Source organism: Pseudocitrobacter sp. 2023LY-00077, from assembly GCF_055796175.1.
The window spans coordinates 122459-141773 of the sequence record NZ_JBSPEI010000001.1 but is presented as its reverse complement, the minus strand read 5'-3'; the positions used below and the strand labels follow the sequence as shown (position 1 = coordinate 141773).

17 protein-coding genes are annotated in these 19315 nt (G+C 57.9%); 4 read left to right on the top strand and 13 right to left on the bottom strand.

What is annotated here, in order from left to right:
- Position 1 precedes the first annotated feature (1 nt).
- Complete coding sequence (locus ACWWFX_RS00700; RefSeq protein WP_473222966.1) at positions 2-1018, bottom strand: alpha/beta fold hydrolase; 1017 nt, start codon at positions 1016-1018, stop codon at positions 2-4.
- Between the two features lie 318 nt (positions 1019-1336).
- Here ACWWFX_RS00700 and ACWWFX_RS00695 point away from each other — a divergent pair, with 318 nt between their 5' ends.
- The gene (locus tag ACWWFX_RS00695) at positions 1337-2080 is read left to right on the top strand and encodes an SDR family NAD(P)-dependent oxidoreductase (RefSeq protein ID WP_473222965.1); all 744 of its coding nucleotides are present in this window, start codon (positions 1337-1339) and stop codon (positions 2078-2080) included.
- 104 nt (positions 2081-2184) lie between these two features.
- Here ACWWFX_RS00695 and ACWWFX_RS00690 read toward each other — a convergent pair whose 3' ends face one another.
- The 10 genes from ACWWFX_RS00690 to ACWWFX_RS00645 form a co-directional block, all read right to left on the bottom strand.
- Positions 2185-2613 (bottom strand): MarR family winged helix-turn-helix transcriptional regulator, encoded by a 429-nt coding sequence (locus tag ACWWFX_RS00690; protein ID WP_456146110.1) that lies wholly within the window; start codon positions 2611-2613, stop codon positions 2185-2187.
- A 163-nt stretch (positions 2614-2776) separates the two neighbouring features.
- Positions 2777-3532: a maleate cis-trans isomerase family protein gene (locus tag ACWWFX_RS00685; RefSeq protein WP_473222964.1), complete on the bottom strand. Its 756-nt coding sequence runs from the start codon at positions 3530-3532 to the stop codon at positions 2777-2779.
- Positions 3532-4560: a carbon-nitrogen hydrolase family protein gene (locus ACWWFX_RS00680; RefSeq protein WP_473222963.1), complete on the bottom strand. Its 1029-nt coding sequence runs from the start codon at positions 4558-4560 to the stop codon at positions 3532-3534. The genes ACWWFX_RS00685 and ACWWFX_RS00680 overlap by 1 nt, the downstream gene beginning before the upstream one ends.
- An 11-nt stretch (positions 4561-4571) precedes the next feature.
- The gene (locus ACWWFX_RS00675) at positions 4572-5483 is read right to left on the bottom strand and encodes a fumarylacetoacetate hydrolase family protein (RefSeq protein WP_473222962.1); all 912 of its coding nucleotides are present in this window, start codon (positions 5481-5483) and stop codon (positions 4572-4574) included.
- Entirely contained in the window at positions 5483-6613 is a 1131-nt protein-coding gene (locus tag ACWWFX_RS00670; protein WP_473222961.1) for a cupin domain-containing protein, read from the bottom strand. The genes ACWWFX_RS00675 and ACWWFX_RS00670 overlap by 1 nt, the downstream gene beginning before the upstream one ends.
- A complete protein-coding gene (locus tag ACWWFX_RS00665) occupies positions 6610-8907 on the bottom strand; it encodes a bifunctional salicylyl-CoA 5-hydroxylase/oxidoreductase (RefSeq protein ID WP_473222960.1) in 2298 nt (765 codons plus the stop codon). The genes ACWWFX_RS00670 and ACWWFX_RS00665 overlap by 4 nt, the downstream gene beginning before the upstream one ends.
- Positions 8904-9329, bottom strand: a complete 426-nt coding sequence (locus ACWWFX_RS00660; RefSeq protein WP_276219619.1) for an acyl-CoA thioesterase — start codon at positions 9327-9329, stop codon at positions 8904-8906. The genes ACWWFX_RS00665 and ACWWFX_RS00660 overlap by 4 nt, the downstream gene beginning before the upstream one ends.
- A gap of 9 nt (positions 9330-9338) precedes the next feature.
- On the bottom strand, positions 9339-10826 hold the full coding sequence (locus ACWWFX_RS00655) for an indolepyruvate oxidoreductase subunit beta family protein (RefSeq protein ID WP_473222959.1): 1488 nt from the start codon (positions 10824-10826) through the stop codon (positions 9339-9341).
- Between the two features lie 10 nt (positions 10827-10836).
- Positions 10837-13014, bottom strand: coding sequence for a thiamine pyrophosphate-dependent enzyme (locus ACWWFX_RS00650; RefSeq protein ID WP_473222958.1), 2178 nt, complete (start codon positions 13012-13014; stop codon positions 10837-10839).
- A 336-nt stretch (positions 13015-13350) separates the two neighbouring features.
- Complete coding sequence (locus ACWWFX_RS00645) at positions 13351-14634, bottom strand: MFS transporter (protein WP_456146119.1); 1284 nt, start codon at positions 14632-14634, stop codon at positions 13351-13353.
- Positions 14635-14980: 346 nt separating this feature from the next.
- Here ACWWFX_RS00645 and ACWWFX_RS00640 point away from each other — a divergent pair, with 346 nt between their 5' ends.
- Entirely contained in the window at positions 14981-15988 is a 1008-nt protein-coding gene (locus tag ACWWFX_RS00640; protein ID WP_276219610.1) for an AraC family transcriptional regulator, read from the top strand.
- A 12-nt stretch (positions 15989-16000) separates the two neighbouring features.
- Here the strand turns inward: ACWWFX_RS00640 and ACWWFX_RS00635 are convergent, their stop codons facing one another.
- The gene (locus ACWWFX_RS00635) at positions 16001-16786 is read right to left on the bottom strand and encodes a cyclase family protein (RefSeq protein ID WP_276219609.1); all 786 of its coding nucleotides are present in this window, start codon (positions 16784-16786) and stop codon (positions 16001-16003) included.
- A gap of 115 nt (positions 16787-16901) precedes the next feature.
- A complete protein-coding gene (locus ACWWFX_RS00630) occupies positions 16902-17369 on the bottom strand; it encodes a MarR family winged helix-turn-helix transcriptional regulator (RefSeq protein WP_473222957.1) in 468 nt (155 codons plus the stop codon).
- A gap of 185 nt (positions 17370-17554) precedes the next feature.
- Between ACWWFX_RS00630 and ACWWFX_RS00625 the strand changes: the two genes are divergently transcribed.
- Together ACWWFX_RS00625 and ACWWFX_RS00620 are read left to right on the top strand one after the other, a co-directional pair.
- Positions 17555-18709 carry an LLM class flavin-dependent oxidoreductase gene (locus ACWWFX_RS00625; RefSeq protein WP_456146123.1) on the top strand — a complete coding sequence of 385 codons (1155 nt, stop codon included), beginning with the start codon at positions 17555-17557 and terminating at the stop codon, positions 18707-18709.
- A complete protein-coding gene (locus ACWWFX_RS00620) occupies positions 18706-19188 on the top strand; it encodes a flavin reductase family protein (protein ID WP_276219603.1) in 483 nt (160 codons plus the stop codon). The genes ACWWFX_RS00625 and ACWWFX_RS00620 overlap by 4 nt, the downstream gene beginning before the upstream one ends.
- Positions 19189-19315 lie beyond the last annotated feature (127 nt).

The following is a 19315-nucleotide window of genomic DNA, read 5'->3' as shown; positions in this document are numbered from 1 at the left end:
GTTACAGTTTATCGGCGTCGACCACCGCCTGAGTGAACGCCACCGGGTCTTCCTGTGGCGGGTTATGACCGACATTCGCGCCAAACGTGCGGTGCTCATACTTGCCGGTAAAACGGGCGGCATAGGTTTTAGGGTCCGGATGCGGCGCGCCGTTGTTTCCGCCTTCAATGGTGATGATTGGCACGGTGATAGCCGGAAGCGTCGCCAGTTTTTGCTCGTATTTATCGTACTTCGCTTCACCCTTTTCGAGCCCTAAACGCCAGCGATAGTTGCTGATAGTGACCGCAACGTGGTCCGGGTTATCCAGCGAGGCGGCGCTGGTGGCAAAGGTTTTATCGCTAAACTTCCAGCCTGGTGATGCCTGTTGCCAAATGAGCTTCGCAAAATCATGGGTATTTTTCGCATAACCCGCTTCGCCACGCGGGGTGGCAAAATAGAACTGATACCACCACAGCAGCTCTGCCTGCGGCGGCAACGGTTGCTCACCAATTTTCTGGCTGCTGATCAGATAGCCGCTCACCGACACCAGCGATTTCACCCGCTCCGGCCACAGTGCGGCGACGATATCCGCCGTGCGCGCCCCCCAGTCAAACCCGGCAACGTCCGCCTGCTTAATGTTCAGCGCATCCATCAGCGCCACAATATCCGCCGCCATTGCCGACGGCTGGCCGTTACGCGGCGCAGAGTCAGAGATAAAACGCGTCGTGCCATAGCCGCGCAGATGCGGAACGATCACCCTAAAGCCTTTGCTGGCGAGGGCCGGAGCCACCTCTGCGTAACTGTGAATATCGTAGGGCCAGCCGTGCAGCAGTATCACCGGCTGCCCGTCACGCGGGCCAATATCGACGTAGCCGATATTCACATCACCGGCGTTAATCTGGTGGATGTTATTGAACTCGCTGGCGTAATTATCAGCTGCCAATACCGGAAGTACAGGCGTCAACAACATAGCGAGCAGAAGAGCAGATTTTACCGTTTTGTTTTTTAAAAATTGAACCGGGAGGGCCGACGTATTCATTTTTTACTCCTGCGCATGGGCATGGATAAAGGATCGATAAAAAAGCAAAAACGATAGTTAGCGAAGGAATTATAGTGAGTAAATTCTAACCAGCCGGGACTATTTCTTTTCGCCCTATCGCCTGACTATCAAAACAGCCGTATGTGTCGGGGATATTTCGCCGCACCCCCTTTTTGCCTGCCTCTGTATCTCCATTTACGCCAGATACAGTGTGATACACAGTGACGAAAAATCAGTCTTGACGCTCAGGGGCGTTGAGGAGGAGATTAAGCGAGGCAAGATGGTCATTTTTTAACCTCTCACAAAAGGTGTCGCGCAATGACTCAATCACTGGCAGGAAAAAAGGCTCTGGTTATCGGCGGCTCGCGCGGTATTGGTGAAGCGATTGTCCGCAGGCTTAGCGATGAAGGCGCAACCGTCGCCTTCACCTGGGTGTCATCCGGCGAGCGCGTGCAGCAACAGGTTGACGGTTATCGACAACAGGGAAAAGCGGTGCAGGCGTTTCAGGCCGACAGCGGCGATGCGGTGAAGCTTACAGAAGCCGTAAACCAGGCGGCTCAGGCGCTGGGCGGGCTGGATATTCTGGTCTATAACGCGGGCGTTCTGCGGATGGGCGATATCGCGACGTTTTCGCTGGAGGATTTCGACCTGAGCTACAACATTAACGTGCGCGGGCCGTTTGTCGCAGTGCAGGCGGCATTGCCGCATTTTCAGTCCGGTGGGCGAATTATCACGATTGGCAGTATCGTCAGCAGCGCAGGCCGGGGGCCTGGCTCCACGGTGTACGGCGTGACCAAAGCCGCCGTCGCCCGTATGGTGCGCGGGCTGGCCTGGGACTTGAGCGAACGCAAAATTACGGTGAATGATGTTCAGCCGGGGCCGGTGGCGACGGATATGAACCCACTCGACGGGGAACATGCGGAGTACTTAATCAACGCCAACCCCATGAAGCGTTTTGGCGAACCGCATGAAGTCGCTAATCTGGTCGCCTGGATCGCCGGGCCGGAATCATCATACGTGAACGGCGCGTGTATGGCGGTGGATGGCGGGTTAACGGCGTAATACACGCCCGGTGGCGCTACGCTTACCGGGCATACGGACGGATGTTTTTGTAGGCCGGGTAAGCGTAGCGCCACCCGGCAAAAAAAGCAGACAGCAACGGTGAATCAAACCTGACGCTGGCTAATAATGGTTTGCAGCGTAGCCTTCAGCGCCTGGCTACGCTCGTGGCCCAGCAATTCCAGCACCTGAGCCTCGAAACGCGCTGCTTCGCCGTTAAGCGCCTCCACCAGCTTCCGTCCTGACTCGGTGACGTTGACCAGGCTTAAACGACGGTCGCCGCCATCAACCTCGCAACGTTCCACCTGCTGTTGTTTCTCCAGCCGATGGAGCAACCGGGTGATGGTGGGTTGTTTGCTGACGGTTTTTAACGCCAGTTCACTCACGCTGGTCGGCCCGTTGCCCTCCAGCACGGAGAGCACGCGCCATTCCAGCACCGACAGACCGTGTGATTCCACCACCGGGTGAAATTCGGACGAGACCACCATCCACGCCTGGCCCAGCAGGGCGGGTAAATAACCGTTGATAAAGTTCATAGCTGCTCCGTGATGTTGGGTACGTGTTTTCCCCCTCACCCTAACCCTCTCCCTCAAGGGAGAGGGAACTGACCGCGCCAGAGGTTAAGTATGTGCGTTTTTCTCCCTCTCCCTGTGGGAGAGGGCCGGGGTGAGGGCATCAGCGAGCACATTCCCCACCTTATCAGAACCGCCCTGACAGCAGCGATCCAAACCCCGGCACGCGGGTGTCAAGGCGCAGGCGGTTAAGCATCATCCAGGTTGTCGCGACCGAAGATGACAGCACCGGTAGCCCTACCCGGTCTTCAATCAACTGTATCGACCCCAGCGACGGCATCTGAACGCACGCTGAGGCCACAATCACATCAACGTTGGTATTCAGCCGCTTCGTTATCTCTACCGGCGCAAGCGGGTCCTGACGCCCCACCGCCAGGTTATCGGGGATCTCCAGCGAAATGCTGTCTACCACCTCAATGCCTTCATTTTCAATATAGTCGATCACCATTTGCGTCAGCGGCTTCATATACGGCGTCAGAATCGATACACGCTTCGCCCCCACCGCCTGTAACCCTTCCACCAGCGCGCCCGCACTGGTGATAACCGGCGAAGGATGACCATTTTCGACCGTGCGGCTGTGCAGGCGTTCTTCGGAAATACGATGATAGCCTTTGCCCATGCTCATGATCGCCACCAGGCAGGCGTAGCCCAGCACATCCACCGCGGCGTCGGAGAGTTCCAGCGCGCAGCGGTCGCTGTCGGCGTCCATTTTCGACAACTCTTCTTTGGTGACGTGTTTCATGCGCATCCGGCTGGAATGAAACGTAAAACGTTCCGCCGCAATCGCTTCTCTGGCGCGCAAGATTGCGGGGATTTCCGTCTCCATGGTGGTGTTAGAAGACGGGACAATCTGCCCGATTCGGTAAGTTTTTGCAGTCTGCATTAGCGTGACTCCGAAGGCGGCTCGGCCGCGTCGTTAAATTCATTGAGGTCGAGGCTGCTTTCCAGGCTATCGCTGAAGGTGACGGCGTTCATCGCCCGGCGATTGACCTGCAAGTCGAAGATATCGAAGCGGTTGTAATGCCCGGTAATGTCATGCATCTGGCGCGGCTGAATGCAGCGATCGAGGTCGATGTCGGCGTAGACAATTCCCTCCTCATCAATCAGCGGCTCGCCAATCACCCGCCCGTCCGGGCCAATCACGCCGGAAAATGCGCTGTTGCGACGCGCCAGCAGTTCGCGCGATTCCGGGTGGCTTTGCGCCATCGCCTCGATGATCTCTTCGCTAATCGTTGAACAGGCAATTACGGTGAACACTTTGCCTTCAAAACAGTGCGCCGAGGCGCGCAAGCGGATGGCTTCTGCCATGTCGTAATCTTTCGGCGCGACGGGCAGCGCGATGTAGCTGGCGACGTGTACCAGTTCGCCCTGCGCCAGCAGCGAGAAACGCGCCAGTGTATTGGTATTCTCACCGCAGGCCAGCGCGCCCAGCGGGCCGATACTGGTTTTATGCACCCGTAACGAAGAAGCATCGCCGTTGGCCCAGGTGAGTTTCTCCGCCCAGGTCGGCACTAGCTTGCGATGGCGGCCAATAATTTTTCCTTCGTCGTTAATCGTCACCAGCGTGTTGAACAGCGTACCGATACTTTGTGGATGACGCTCATTGACACCGATCACCACGTTAACCCGATGACGCGCGGCGGCCTGAGCAATTTTGCGGATTTCCGGCCCCGGCACTTCAATCGCGCTGCGGCACAATTTTTCAAACCACGGGCTGCCCTCTACCGGGTTCATCACCCAGCTCCAGTAGGGATAACCGGCGATAAACACCTCCGGGAAAGCGACCAGCGTCGCGCCGTTTCCGGCGGCTTGCGCAATCAGGCGGCACGCTTTATCCACCGTCGCGTCAGTATCCAGAAATATCGGCGAGGCCTGCACCGCAGCGGCGGTAAATTTTTGCAATTCCAGCATGCTAACCCCCTTTAGACCGCGACAACCGGATGACGCAGGCTGCCAATCAGCTCCACGTCCGCGTCAATCACATCACCCGGCCATACCCACTCCTGCGGGCTGCGCCCTGCCCCCACCCCTTCCGGCGTGCCGGTCGCGATAATGTCACCCGGTTCCAGGGTGATGCCTTTGCTGATATCGGCAATCAGCGTCGGAATTTTGAACAGCATATGGCGTGTATTGGAGCTTTGTTTGGTGACGCCGTTAACCCGCAGGCTCAGGTTCAGGTTGTGCGGATCGGCAATCTCATCGGCCGTAACAATGCACGGGCCAAACGGCGCGAACGTGTCCTGTCCTTTGGAGTAGATCCACTGCCCGGCGCGGCGACAGTCGCGGGCGCTCATGTCGATCATCAGGCTGTAGCCGAAAACATAATTTAACGCCTGCGCTTCGCTGACGCGTTTGGCGCGAGAGCCGATAATCACCGCCAGCTCCACTTCCCAGTCCAGTTGTTGAGTGATCTCCGCGTTGTGTTCAATGGCGTCGTCAGGGCCGATAACGGAGGTCGGCGGCTTGGAGAAAATCACCGGCTCTTTTGGCAGCTCGCGTGAGGTGTCCAGGGTGCGGCTGGATTCCGCGACATGCTCAACGTAGTTCAGGCCAATACCGAAAATGTTTTTACGCGGACGCGGGATCGGCGCCAGCACCTTCACGTTCACCAGCGGCAAGGCGCTACCCACCGGCCAGTTGCCCTCATAAGATTTCAACAGCGACGTCCCCGCACGCACCGCGACCGGGCCGAGGTCAATAAAATCGAGCATATTGTCCGGGAGAGAACTCCCGCTATGCTGCGCCAGTTTGGCCAGATCAACCACATAATCGCCCACGATGGCACCCAGACGGCCCGCTCCGGCCACTTCACTACGGTAAGTAATCAGACGCATTATTTGTTCTCCTCAGACAAAAGGGGTTGATGGCCGTCGTTCTCCAACAGCGCTTCTTCGTAATAGAGTCCCAGTGACTGCATCACCGGCAGATCGTTAAAGCAGAACAGGCAGGCGTCATCGCTCTGCGACAGGTTCACGTGCTCATGGAACGCCCAGGACGGCACGCAGAAGATGTCGCGCTCCTGCCAGTCAAAGCGTTGCCCGTCGATAATCGAGTAGCCGTGACCTTTCGCAACCTGATACATAAAGCTACCCGTGTGGCGGTGCGCCTTGCCCACAAATCCGGGGCGCAGGCGCTGCATACTCGCGCCAATCGTCGGCATCACGTGGCCGCCCGTCACCGGGTTGGTGTAGTGCATCAGCACGTCGTCATAAGGCGTACCATCGCTCACGCGAGAGGCGCGGCACAGCGCGTCATAGGTGGGTCCCCACTGATATTTAAACAGCGGCGAGTAAGGTTTATCCCAGCCAATATTGTGCGGCCGCAGCGCCGCCGCGCCCCACAGCGCGACATGGTCATCCACCGGCGCAGTCACCTGTTGATGCATCTCCGGGTGCACTTTGTAGAACCCGGCTTCCATGGCATTAACCAGCGGAATATCCAGCCCGTCCTGCCAGATGCAGGGCAGGCCATCGGCCTCTACGCCGTGTTCGTGCCAGGTGCCGTTTGGCGTCAACACAAAGTCATTCGCCTCCAGCGGCATCTTATGGCCTTCAACGATGGTGTACGCGCCGCGTCCTTCCATGATGAAGCGCAGCGCCGAGGAGGAGTGCGCATGGGCCGACGCCGCTTCACCGGGATGCATCACCTGCAAGCCGGAATAAAGCCAGCCCACGGCGGCCGCTACGTCCTGGCGACCGGGGTTATTCAGATAGATAACCCGACGCCCCGCCTTTTCGGGCGTCACCAGTTCAACCGAATGCAGCACGTGTTCGCGCAATTCACGGTAGCGCCACAGCACCGGCACCGACGATGATTTCGGCTGCCAGGGTTCAATCTTGTTGGCGACGGTCCACAGCGCACCGGTTTTCAGTTGAGAAAGCTGCCGGTAATAGGCCACCAGCTCCGGGGTATCGGCGACATCTGCGCGTCCGGCGATACTTTCACGGTGGTTTTCATGTTTCATGATGATTTCCCCTGAGGCGCTAATGCGCGTTGCAGAACGTCCTGACCGTAGTGATATGCCGGGTGCCAGTTAACCTGCGCCCAGCCGTAGCGCGCGCACTCGCGCTGTAACCAGTTAGCATCCGCCAGCATCGGGCGGCCGATGGCGCACAGGTCCGCGCGCCCGGAGGCGATGATGCCATTCACCTGATCGGCATCGCTGATTGCGCCAACCGCCATCGTGGCGATCCCACCTTCGTTACGCAGGCGGTCAGCCATCGGCGTCTGGAACATGCGTCCGTAAACTGGCTTCTGTTCAACAGAAACCTCACCGGAGGAGCAGGTAATCATGTCGGCTCCGGCCTCACGGAACATCCGCGCCATCACAACGGCGTCATCAACGGTTGTACCGCCAGCCACCCAGTCGGTCGTGGAAAGACGCACGGAAATCGGCAGATGACTCGGCCACGCGCTGCGTACCGCCTGAAAAACCGCCAGCGGGAAGCGCAGGCGATTTTCCAGCGTGCCGCCGTAGTCGTCTGTACGCTGGTTGGTTAATGGCGAGATAAAACTGGAGAGCAGCGAACCGTGTCCAGCCTGGATCTCCAGCCAGTCAAACCCGGCGCTGACTGCGCGATGCGTCGCCGCGACAAACCGGGCGATAATCTCCTGAAGCTGCTGCGCTGTGGCTTCTGCGGGCGTGTGAGAAACGCCATCGAGATACGGCAGCGCCGAGGCTGAAATCAGCGGCCAGTTGTTTTCCACCAGCGGATAATCGGCTTTTTCGACACCGCCGCGCGTGGAACCTCGTCGCCCGGCATGGCCTAACTGAACGCCGATTTTTGCAGCACTGTGTTGATGCACAAAATCGGTAATCTGCCGCCACGCGCTGGCCTGCTCGTCATTCCACAGCCCCGGACATCCCGGCGTCATGCGGCCCTCTGCCGAGACGGCGGTCGTTTCGGTCAGTACCAGCCCCGCCCCGCCCAGCGCACGGCTGCCAAGATGCATCTGGTGAAACGCGCCCGGTACGCCGTTGTTCGCCTGATACAGCAACACCGGCGAGACCACTACGCGGTTATTCAGCGTTACGCCACGCACCTGATACGGCGTAAGCAACGGTGGGGTTGCCGGTTCTTTTGCCAGCCACTGTTCGTACTGCGCCAGCCATTGCGGATCGCGCAGGCGCAGATTCTCGTGCGAAATGCGCTGGGAGCGGGTCAACAGCGAATAGGCAAACTGCGGCGGTGCCAGATTTTCGTAGCGACTGACATTTTCAAACCATTCGGTGGAGTTACGCGCCGCGTTCTGGATCTTCAGCACTTCAACACTGCGCACCGCTTCGTAGTGCGCCAGCCCCGGACGCAGCGCGCCATCGTGCTGCTTCAGGCTGTTCGCAAGCTCAATGGCATCTTCCAGCGCCAGCTTGGTGCCGGAGCCAATGGAGAAGTGCGCCGAGTGCGCCGCGTCGCCCATCAGAACAATCGGCACCTCTTTTTTCTTGTTTTGCGTCCAGTGCACCCAGTGGTGGCAAATCACGCGCGGGAAGCGGATCCAGATCGCCGCGCCGCGCAGGTGTGAAGCATTCGACATCAGCGCGTGTCCGTCCAGCCAGGGCGCAAACAGCTTTTCGCAGTAGGCAATGCCCTCTTCCTGACTCATGGTGTCCAGACCGGCGGCCTGCCATGTCTCCTCGGTGGTTTCGACGATAAAGGTCGATAGCCCCGGTTCAAACTGATAGGCATGAACCTGGAACCAGCCATGCGGCGATTCGGCAAATAAAAAGGTAAAGGCTTCAAATACTTTGCGCGTGCCAAGCCAGACAAAACGGCATTGGCGATTATCAATATCCGGCTGGAAAACCTCCTGATAGCGAGTACGCACGCGGCTGTGAATGCCGTCTGAGGCAATCACTAAATCCGCCTGATAATGCGCGGCCAGCGCCTGGTCATCCTCCACCAGCGTATCGAACACCAGTTCCACGCCCAACGCCTGGCAGCGTTCCTGCAAAATATTGAGCAGTTTTTTGCGCCCGATACCGATAAACCCGTGTCCGCCACTGCGGTTCACCGTGTCTTTAAAATGGATTTCAATATCATCCCAGCGGCTGAACTGCGCGGTGATTTGTTCAGCGCTCACCGGGTCAGCCTGTCGCAGGTTTTCCAGCGTCGCATCAGAGAACACCACGCCCCAGCCGAACGTATCGAACGGGCGATTACGCTCCACCACCACAATGTGGTTAGCCGGATTTTGTAATTTCATCAACAGGCCAAAATAGAGCCCCGCCGGGCCGCCGCCGATACAGACAATGTTCATTGACTCTCTCCTGGTGCTTGCAGCGCCGCCAGCAGCGCGGCCGGAATATCAATTGCGCGATGGGTTTCCAGCGAAGTTGTGACCAGCGTTTGCGTCACCTGCATTCGCAACTCGCCCGTCAGGCTGGTGCAACTGAGCGCCAGCTTCAGCGAACGGGTGCCGAGGTGGATCACTTCCAGTTGCAGCACAACCTTGTCGCCCATTCGGCTTACGGCTTTGAAATCCGCCTCCAGATGGACCGTCGGCAGGCCGAAACGCTGCTCGCCGATATAGCCGGCAAAGCCTTCAGGCAGCAGTTCATCCACCCACTGCTCCAGCAGATCGTTGAACATGACGAAGTACTGCGGATAGAACACAATCCCCGCCGGGTCGCACTCGGAAAAGCGGATACGATGCTGGCGAGTAAAGGTAGTCGCACTCATATAATCTCCTTAGTTCAGAGCCAGACGCTGCTGGCACTCGCGCAGCTTGTCGCCATGTTCATCGGCCAGTGCCGCATCACGCAGTTCGCGCAGCGTGGCCGGAGCAAGATGCGACGCGTGGCGCTCCACAATGTCTATCAGGGTTTGGTAGTTACGCAGGCCGCGCGCGTGGGTGTCGCCATAGCCCTTCACCAGTCGCTGGCACTGGACAATTTCCAGCGCCAGCGCAGGGTTGAAGGCCGCCGCGCGCACCACGTATTGCAGCCAGCTTTCGATGCGCGCATTTTCCCGCTGATAACGCAGGGTGAGACGGCGGCCGCGACGCCAGCGCGAGAGCGTCCACAGCAGCAAATAGCCGCGCAGAGAACTGGTGTTCACCACGCGTCCTTTGCGGGTCACGCTGCCCAGCAGGCGGTTGCAGATACCCGGCTTCAGCAGCCAGCGCCCCATTCCGACAGGCAAGGTTTCGCACACCTCTTCCAGCCGGGGGTGCATATATTCGTTAATGCTCAGGAGTTGCTTCTCATCGAGACGCACCTCTTCCCGCACGCGCGCAAAGCGGCTGGCGCGAATTTTGAGATCCGCCACACGGATGGTGTCCTCCCACGACATCCAGAGGGCGAGATGGCGCGCGGCTTCCCGCAGCAGCACATCACCCTGGCCGCCGGGTTGTTCAGAAAGCTGTTTCAGGCGGTCAAGATAGAGATCGGCGTAGCGCACATCCTGATAATCCAGCAGACGGCGCACGCCTTCGATGGCAGTGGCGCGCGCGGCGTCAGGCAGTTCGCGGGTGATGCGGTCGAGCAGCGCCGCAACCTGCGGGCTGGTCGGCGCGGGTTCGTTGAGGGTTATCACGGCATCAGCATCTTCCAGCCCTGACGCCGCCACGCCACGGGCGAAAGCGCGCAGGCTCGGCTTCACGCCAACGCCGCCGCGGGTGATGGTCTCTTCAAATTGCGCCTGACTGAACGGCAGCACGCCGGAACCGCACAGCGCGCCGAACAACACGGCGCTGATCACGCTACCGCTCTCTTCCGCCACTTTCGCCATATCAAAACGGACAAACTGTTTTGCCGCATTGCTGGCATGCCGGATGAGCGAGTCGCTATTGACGCGGCCATCGCCCATCGCCGTTTTTTCGCCGATGGCGTAGACGCGGTGTGTTGATGCAATCAGCGTGGTGCGTTCTGGCGTCACCAGCCCGCGCTGCACGGCGCGCCCCGCTTCCATCAGTTCAGACGCCAGCACCACATCAACATCGCCCGGCATCGGCATCAGCGCCAGCACCGGCGGCTGGGCGAGATTGTCGTGAAGCCCCGGAAAAAGCTCCACGTAATAAATCGTCGCCCCGGTGCGCTGGGCAACGCCTGGCACGGAAGTGGTCTGGGCAAAATAGCCTTTCTCTTCCCCGAGATTGACAATCCAGTCGGCAAGTACCCCGCCGCCTTCACCGCCCATCGCCAGGATGGCTATTTTAATCGGTTGTAATACGGGCATTTTTGGCTCCTCAGAAACTGAAACGCGCGATGCGGCGAGCGTCCCGACGCTGCAACCAGCCGATCAGCGGGCGACGAATCGCCTCCATCAGCCGCTCACGCAGGCGCGGATATGAAATAATGCGCGCACGGTAGAATGACGGGCAGAGCACCGCCGCATGCGACACTTCCCCGCACAAACCGCAGCCCACACAACTGTTTACCACCGTCGCCACCGGGTCAGTGCGCAACGGATCGGGATTCGGTTTTACCGATAACGACGGGCAACCGGAAAGGCGGATGCAGGAGTGGTCGCCGGTGCAGGTATCCGGGTCAACGCCAAAGCGCTCACGCACCACGCGCTGTTGATTCTCCAGCGCTTTGCGCACCTGCTGTTTTTCCCGACGCTGGCGGTTAAGCATGCATTCGCTCTGGGCTATCAACACCTTCGGCCCCGGCGTTTGCGTGGTGAGCGCTTCACGCAGGGTGGCGGTCATCGCCTTCAGGTCATAGGTCCGACGAACGGTCTTCACCCACTTCACGCCCACGCCTTTCACTGCGTTTTCAATCGCATGCCCGGTGCTGCGGGTGGCGTTCTCTGCGGTGGAAGAGAGGATGTCCTGCCCGCCCGTCGCCGAGGTATAGCTGTTATCGACGACGATGGTCAGGTTGTTGCTCTGGTTAAAGACACTGTTGGCGATACCGCTGGTCAGGCCGTTGTGCCAGAAGCCGCCGTCTCCCATCACCGAAATGGCGCGTTTGCCGTCTTTGGTGTTCAGCGCCGCCGCGCCTGCCCCGCCGAGGCCGTAGCCCATCGTGGTATTGCCGAGGTTAAACGGCGGTAAAATGGAAAACAGATGGCAGCCAATATCAGCGCTGATGTGATGTGGGCCTAACTCGCGTTCGACCAGTTTCATGGCAGTAAAGATCGGGCGTTCCGGGCAACCGGTGCAAAATCCCGGTGGGCGGGCATGAATGGCATCCGCCAGCGCCGGTTCCGGGGCTGCGTTGACCACATCCGGCACGACACTTGCCAAGGGAATTCGCACCTGAAACGCCGCGGCTTTGACCTCTGGCTCCAGGCGACCATAGCGCTCAAGGAATGCCCGCAGCCCGGCCTGCACGGTGGCAGTGTTGTATTCGCCCGCCAGCGGCAGTAGATCCTTACCGTGCAGTTTGGTCTCCAGCCCCAGCGTGCGCAGAATCAAAGAGAGGTTCTGTTCGACAAAGTTCGGCTGCCCCTCTTCCAGCACCAGCACCGCACGTTTGTTGCGGCAGAACTGTTCCAGTTCTTCATCCACCAGCGGATAGGCCACGTTCATCACGTACAGCGGAATTTTGCTGTTGCCAAACACATCCGCCAGGCCAAGCTGATTGAGCGCGCGGATCAGGGTGTTGTAGTTCCCGCCCTGAAGGGCGATGCCAATATCGTCAGCGTCGGCAGAGAAAAACTCGTTGAGCTGGCGTTCGCGGATGAAACGCACCGCCGCAGGCCAGCGCTGATGGATTTTCTCTTTTTCGTGCAGGAAGCTGGCGGGCGGCAGCACAATGCGGCTCAGATCGCGCTGCGGGTTTTCCAGCGCCTCTTTTACCGTGTACGCCGGGGCGCGGTTTTCTGAGGTAATGAACTGGCCGTGAACGTGACAGGAGCGAATACGCATTTGCAGCATCACCGGCGTGTTGCTCGCTTCCGACAGTTCAAAACCATCTTTCACCGCCTGCACGATTGAAGGCAGGTTCGGGCGAGGGTCGAGCAGCCACATCTGCGATTTCATGGCAAACGCGTGGCTGCGTTCCTGCATAATTGACGAGCCGTCACCGTAATCTTCGCCCACGATAATCAGCGCCCCGCCCAGCACGCCGCCGGAAGAGAGATTCGCCAGCGCGTCAGAGGCGACGTTGGTGCCAACGGTGGCCTTAAACGTCACCGCGCCGCGCAATGGATAGTTGACCGACGCCGCAAGCGTTGCCGCGGCAGTCGCTTCACTGGCGCTGTTTTCAAAGCGGATACCGTACTGGTCGAGGATTGGCTGCGCATCGGCCAGTACGTCCATCAGGTGGGAAATCGGCGCGCCCTGATAGCCAGCGACGTAGGAGACGCCAGATTCCAGCAACGCTTTAGTGACCGCCAGAATTCCCTCGCCGCTAAATACGGAACCGGCGGGTAAATTCAGCTTTTTCACCTCTTCTGCAAACGAACGTTCAGCCATCTCAACCTCGCTTTCATTTTTGTAATCTGTCTGAGTTAGTTGTAAGCAAGGGGATGGCGGGCGGCAATCCATGATTAGTCATGGAATTGTCTTTTGTGCGGAAGGTGGATAGGGATTGCAGGGAGGGGATAAAAAGGGGGGCAGGCGCCGGGTTTTCACCCCTCACCCCGGCCCTCTCCCACGGGGAGAGGGAGAAAACCGCACATACTTAACCTCTGGCGCGATTAGTCCCCTCTCCCTTGAGGGAGAGGGTTAGGGTGAGGGGGAAATGTGCGCGCTGATGCCCTCACCCCGCCCCTCTCCCACGGGGAGAGGGAGAAAGCCGCACATACTTGACTATCTTTTCTTCGGCAACAACATCACCATCACTGCCGCCAGCAAACACACCAGCGCAAACGCGCCAAAGTTCCACGACAGCGATAATCCGCTACTGGCGATCCACGCGCCAAACAGTGGGCCGCTCATCGCGCCGATTCGCGCGAAACTGAGCGCCCATCCCGTTGCGGAGGCACGGCTGGCCCCCGGATACCAGGTGGCCAGTAAGCCCGTCAAAATGAGCGATGCCGAAATGCTCCCCAGCCCGGCCAGCGCGGTGAGCAAAATGTTAATCGCCAGCGAATGCTTGAACATCAGCGCACAAATACCGACAGCGCCGACCAGGTAAGAAATAGCCACCGCTCGCCGCGCGCCAATACGGTCGGCAATGCGCCCGAGCACTAAGCCGCCGATAGCGGAGGAGAGGCTAAACACCACCAGAAACAGCAGGCTGGGGCCGAGCGCGTAGCCGCTTTTGCGCATAATCGTTGGCAGCCAGGTATTCAGCCCATAAACCAGTAACATGCCGCAGAAGAGTGCTATCCAGAAACAGGCGGTGGCGCGCAGGTAATCGCGGGAAAACAGCAGCGTCACGGTTTTACGCCAGCCCTCCTGCTGAGGTTTGTGGCTTTCCGGTTCTGGCATGGGCACGCCCAGCCGGGCAGAGAGCGCTCGCGCTTCGTCCATGCGGCCACGGCTGACCAGATACTCCAGCGACTCCGGCAACAGTCGCGCCATGGGCCACAATGCCAGCAGCGGTAAAGCGCCGACGCCGATTACGCTGCGCCAGCCAAAATGCGGGATCAGCCACATCGCCACCAGCGCCGAACACAAAATACCGAGCGAGTAGCCGGAATACATGATGCCGTAGTTATAGCTGCGCCGCTCAGGCGGCGAGTACTCTACCGTCATCGCCGCCGCAATCGGGATCACCCCGCCCAGCCCCAGGCCGCCGATAAAGCGCGAGACGCCAAACAGCAGCGGCGTCGGCGCCCAGGTGGTCGCCATCATCGACAGGGAAAAGAGCGCCACGCAGGCCAGCAGCATTCGCCGCCGCCCCAGTCGCTCACTGAGAGATCCCGCCAGAAACGCGCCGAAAAACATACCGATAATGGCGTAACTACTGAGCGCCCCCAGTTCCAGCGGCGTTAAACCCCAACGGGCATCTTCCGCCATACTCGAGAGTACGGCGCCCATCACCCCGACATCATAACCTTCGAACAAAATACTCAACCAACACACCAGTAAAACCCGGCGGGTCACCGCATAAGGGCGAACCGCATCTTTAGTCATGGCAATCGTCATGGCGAACTCCGGTTATTTGACACGCTATCAGCGATATGCAATCGCGCGAGCAAGATCAATCGTTCACCGCAGAACCCGATGTGATATCTGCACAGGGTGGATAGCCACAGCAGAAGATGGCGTTTATGCATTTTTTACCCATAAGCAAAACAAAATGATCTATGTCTCGTTATCAGAATCTCCTGTGACACAAACAAAAAAAGCGAGCTAACGTATAAGCGTAATTAGTTACATGATTGTTCATATATTGTTATGAATAAGTTGATTCAAGCAACGCGATGGCGTATGACGGCAAACAATCAACTCACAGCGTTCCCCTTTAACTTTTGCTATTGAGGAGTCTGTTATGTTGATCAACGAAATCGCCTCACCGCGTCTTTCTGCCGCCCTTAGCCATCTCAATGCCTCATCGAGCCTGCTGTTTGCCTCGGCATCGCTGGAACAGGCCGCCGGGATCGTCGGGCGTATTTTTAAGCCTTGCCAGGTCGATCTGGTGGATCGCGGTGCGCGCGCCGATGTTCGTATGCACCACATCGCAATGGGGGAAATCTCGCTTAATCGCCTGCGTTATAGCTCGCGGGTCGATATCGCTCCGGCACAGCTAAAAGATTTTTTTCTGGTACAGATGCCGCTGCACGGCCACGCAACCATCATCAGTGAAGGGCAAGAAATCATTTCCACGCCGCAGCTGGCAACGGTGATTAACCCGGAAGACGTGACTCGCATGCGCTGGGAGCCAGGCAACGATCAATTTCTGCTGCGCATCTCTCGCTCACTGCTCGAAAGCACTCTGATGGGGCAACTCGGGCAGCCGCTGAACGGACCGCTGCGTTTTGACAGCGCTTTTCGCTGGCAGGAAAACCCCGCCTGGTGCGCGTTAATCGGTTATCTGATGGAATGCGCCAGCCAGGGGTTAGATCTGGATAAGCACCGTTTAATTCGCCAGCAAATTGAGCAACTGGTCGCCACCACCCTGCTTAATAGCCATCGGCATAATTACCAACACCCCGGACAACAAAAGCGAGCAGCCATTCGTCCTTCGCATGTGCGCCGGGTTCAGGAGTACATTCACGCCCACGCTCACGAAACCTTAAGTGCTGAGATGCTGGCAGAAATTGGTGGCGTGAGTTTGCGCGGGCTCTATGCCGGATTTAAAAATTTTCTTGGCGTCAGCCCCATGCAGTATCTGCGTGATACGCGAATGGAACGCGTGCGGGCGGAACTGCTGACAGGGGAAGTAAACAATGTTACCGGTGTGGCGTTACGTTGGGGATTTGCCCACATGGGGCGTTTTAGCGCAGAGTACAAATCACGCTTTGGCGAGACGCCCAGCCAGAGTATGCGTAAACGCTGACCGGGCGACAGATTATTCCGCCACCAGCGCAAGGACGCGCAGTGGGCTTCCGGAGCCTTCTTCAATTTTGAGCGGTGCCGCAATAATCACCGCACCACGCGTCGGCAACTGGTCAAGATTGGTCAGGCATTGCAGGCCATATTTGTTCGCACCATGCATTAACGTATGACAAGGATAAGGTACCGGCCAGCCGTAGGATTGTCCGGCATCGGTGTTAATGGTTTCAACGCCAAAACCGCGCACGTTACGTTGATGAATCAACCATTCAACCGTTTCCTGGGATGGGCCAGGCGTATGTGCTCCATCTTCACGCATGTTGAGAAATGCCTGCGCGTCATTCGCTTTCTTTGACCATCCGGTACGAAACAGCAGCCATGCTCCCGCTGGAATTACACCGTACTGCTCTTCCCAGCTTTTGAGATAATCCACGGTCAGCACCCAGTCCGGGTTTTCCGCCACTTCACGGCTGGCGTCCACCACCACGGCCGGGCCGATAAAGGCGGTAGGGTCAATGGTATCAACGGTGTTTTGCGCGTGTTCACGGCCACTGATCCAGTGGGCTGGCGCATCAAAGTGCGTGCCGGTATGTTCGCTACAGCTAAAGTTGTTCCAGTACCAGCCCGGCCCTTTCTCATCGTACTGCGAGATGGCCTCTTTTTTGAAACCCTGCGCCTGGCCAAACTGCTCGGGCAATTGCAGCGTCGGGAAGCGTTCACTCAGCGTCTGGGTCAGATCGATAATGCGGATCGCTCCCTGAGCGATACCGTTGGAAAGTGCTGCCAGTATAGCGGTCGTCATCTACGGTCACCTGTTCAATGCGTTATGATTATTAACAAACAAGTAACATTGTAGGAGGCCTGCTTCAGGCAACTATCCAATTACTGAAGCCACTATCCGCATTGCGAAAAAAAGATTACGCGGTGGGTAACTGCTGTTTAAACGCCCCCAGCAGCGTATAGAGATGCGCTTTTTCCGCCTCTGGCAGGCCGCTCATCAGCTCGTTCAGCCAGCGCTGGTGCGCCTTCGCCATCTGGTCGAATTGCTTTTTGCCCGTCGCGGTTATCTTCACCCGACAAGAGCGGCGGTCGCTGGGATCATAGACCCGTGCCGCCATGCCCTCTTTCTCCAGGCTGTCCGCCAGCCCGGTGACGTTACCGCCCGTCACCAGCATCAGCCGGGAAAGTTCGCCCATTTTTATCCCATCCGGGAAACGATCCAGCTGCGCCAGCATATCGAAGCGCGGCAGCGTGCTGGCGAACTGTTCACGCATCCGCTGGCGTAATTCTGTCTCGATAAGATTGACGCAGGAGAGCAGGCGCAACCACAGTTTTACATCCATGGCGCCATCCGGTTGTGGGATATTTAACGCGTTTGCGTCCATCACAAACTCCTCTGTTTTTACCCGTTTCGATAACGATTTGCTCTTGTGACATTTCTCACACCTGAGCAATTATTCACCAAAGCCCCTCTGGACATTTTTATTTTAAACCTAAAATATTCATGTGTGAAATACATAATCCTCACGTGTTTATCGTTGACGTTCACTTACCTGACAGGAGCCATACCATGGCGGAAATAAAAGCAAACCGTATGTTCAACAACAATAAGTTTAAGCTGGGTTTCTTTGCATCCAACTGCTCCGGCGGAATGGCCGTGACAAAAGTCGGGGAGCGCTGGGATAACTCGTGGGAAAACAACCTGAAAATGGCGCAGCTTGCCGACGAAGCCGGTCTGGAATTCCTGCTGCCTATCGCCCGCTGGATTGGCTACGGCGGCGAAACCAACTTCCATGGCAACGTGCTGGAAACCACCACCTGGGCTTCCGCGTTGCTGGCCGCCACGCGCCACATCAGCGTATTTACCACCGTACACACCTCGTTTAACCATCCTGTGGTGGTGGCAAAACAACTGGCGACGATGGATCACATCGGCCAGGGACGCGCCGGGTTGAACGTGGTTTGTGGCTGGAACCGCCCGGAGTACGAAGCGCTGGGCGGCGACCTCCCCTACGATCACGAGAGCCGTTACGCCTTCGGCCAGGAGTGGTTCGAAGTGATTCAGAAACTGTGGCGCGAGGAGAAACCGTTCGACTGGGAAGGCCACTATTTCAGGCTCAAGCAGACCTATAGCCTGCCGCATCCGCTGCGCAAAGATGTGCCGATTTTTAACGCTGCCGGCTCCGGGGAAGGACGCAAATTTGCTGTACGTAATGCTGACTTCCTGTTTACGTCAGCCATCAGCCTGGACCGTTCTGCCAAAGAAATTGCTGAAATTAAGCAGCAGGCAGCCAATGTGGTACGTAAGCATCCGTTAAATCTGCTGACCTTCTCCTATGTCGTATGTCGCCCAACACGCGAAGAGGCAGAGGCGTACCATCAACACTACTCGCAGTCACACGCAGACTGGGCGGCGGTGGACAATATCATTCGTCTGATGTTTGAAAACGCGGAGTCTTTCCCGAAAGACCAGCTGCAACTTATTCGCGATCGATTCTCCGCCGGACACGGAGGTTATCCGCTGGTGGGGACACCGGACGATGTCGCCGACGGGCTGGAAAAACTCTATCACGCCGGATTCTCGGGAACGACCCTCGCTTTTGTTAACTACGCTGAAGACTTCCCCTATTTCCGCGACGAAGTGTTGCCGCGCCTGGAAGCGCGCGGCCTGCGCGAACCGTTTGACCCAGCGTATCGCAAACCCGATGCGGAGGAAGCGGCATGACACTGTCGTTAACGCCCGAAGATTTTAAGCTGGGAATGCGCCAGCTCACGCTGCCGGTCGCGGTAATCACCGTGAATTCCGATGCACAACGCAACGGATTGACCGCCTCGTCATTTTGTTCCGTAAGCGTCGATCCGCCGCGCATATTGGTGTGCGTCGGTAAAGCCGCCAGCGCCCACCAGCAACTTGCCGTCGGTGAAGGTATTGGGGTGAACGTTCTGGCACCAGAGCAACTGGAGCACGCCATGCGCTTTGCCAGCAAAGCCTTTCACGGCGAGCAGCGTTTCTGCGAGGGCAACTGGTATCCGCTGAAAACCGGCGCGCCGGTACTGGAAGGTACCGCGGTCAGTTTTGACTGTGTAGTGGATCAGATAATCGACGATACAACACACAGCATCGTAACCGCGACGGTAGTGGCTGTGGAGAAGAGCGATACCCAATGTTTGTTATATCGTAATGGTGCGCCAGTCGTGGCGTAGATTGCGTATTACCGCAACCTCTCCCGGGCGGAGAGGTTGTCTTAAAGAGTACTCTCTTCCGTTTTTTCCCGTCTTTATGAATTCTGAAAAATTTCTCTTAGGGTTCGTTTCCCGCTGCGGTTCAACT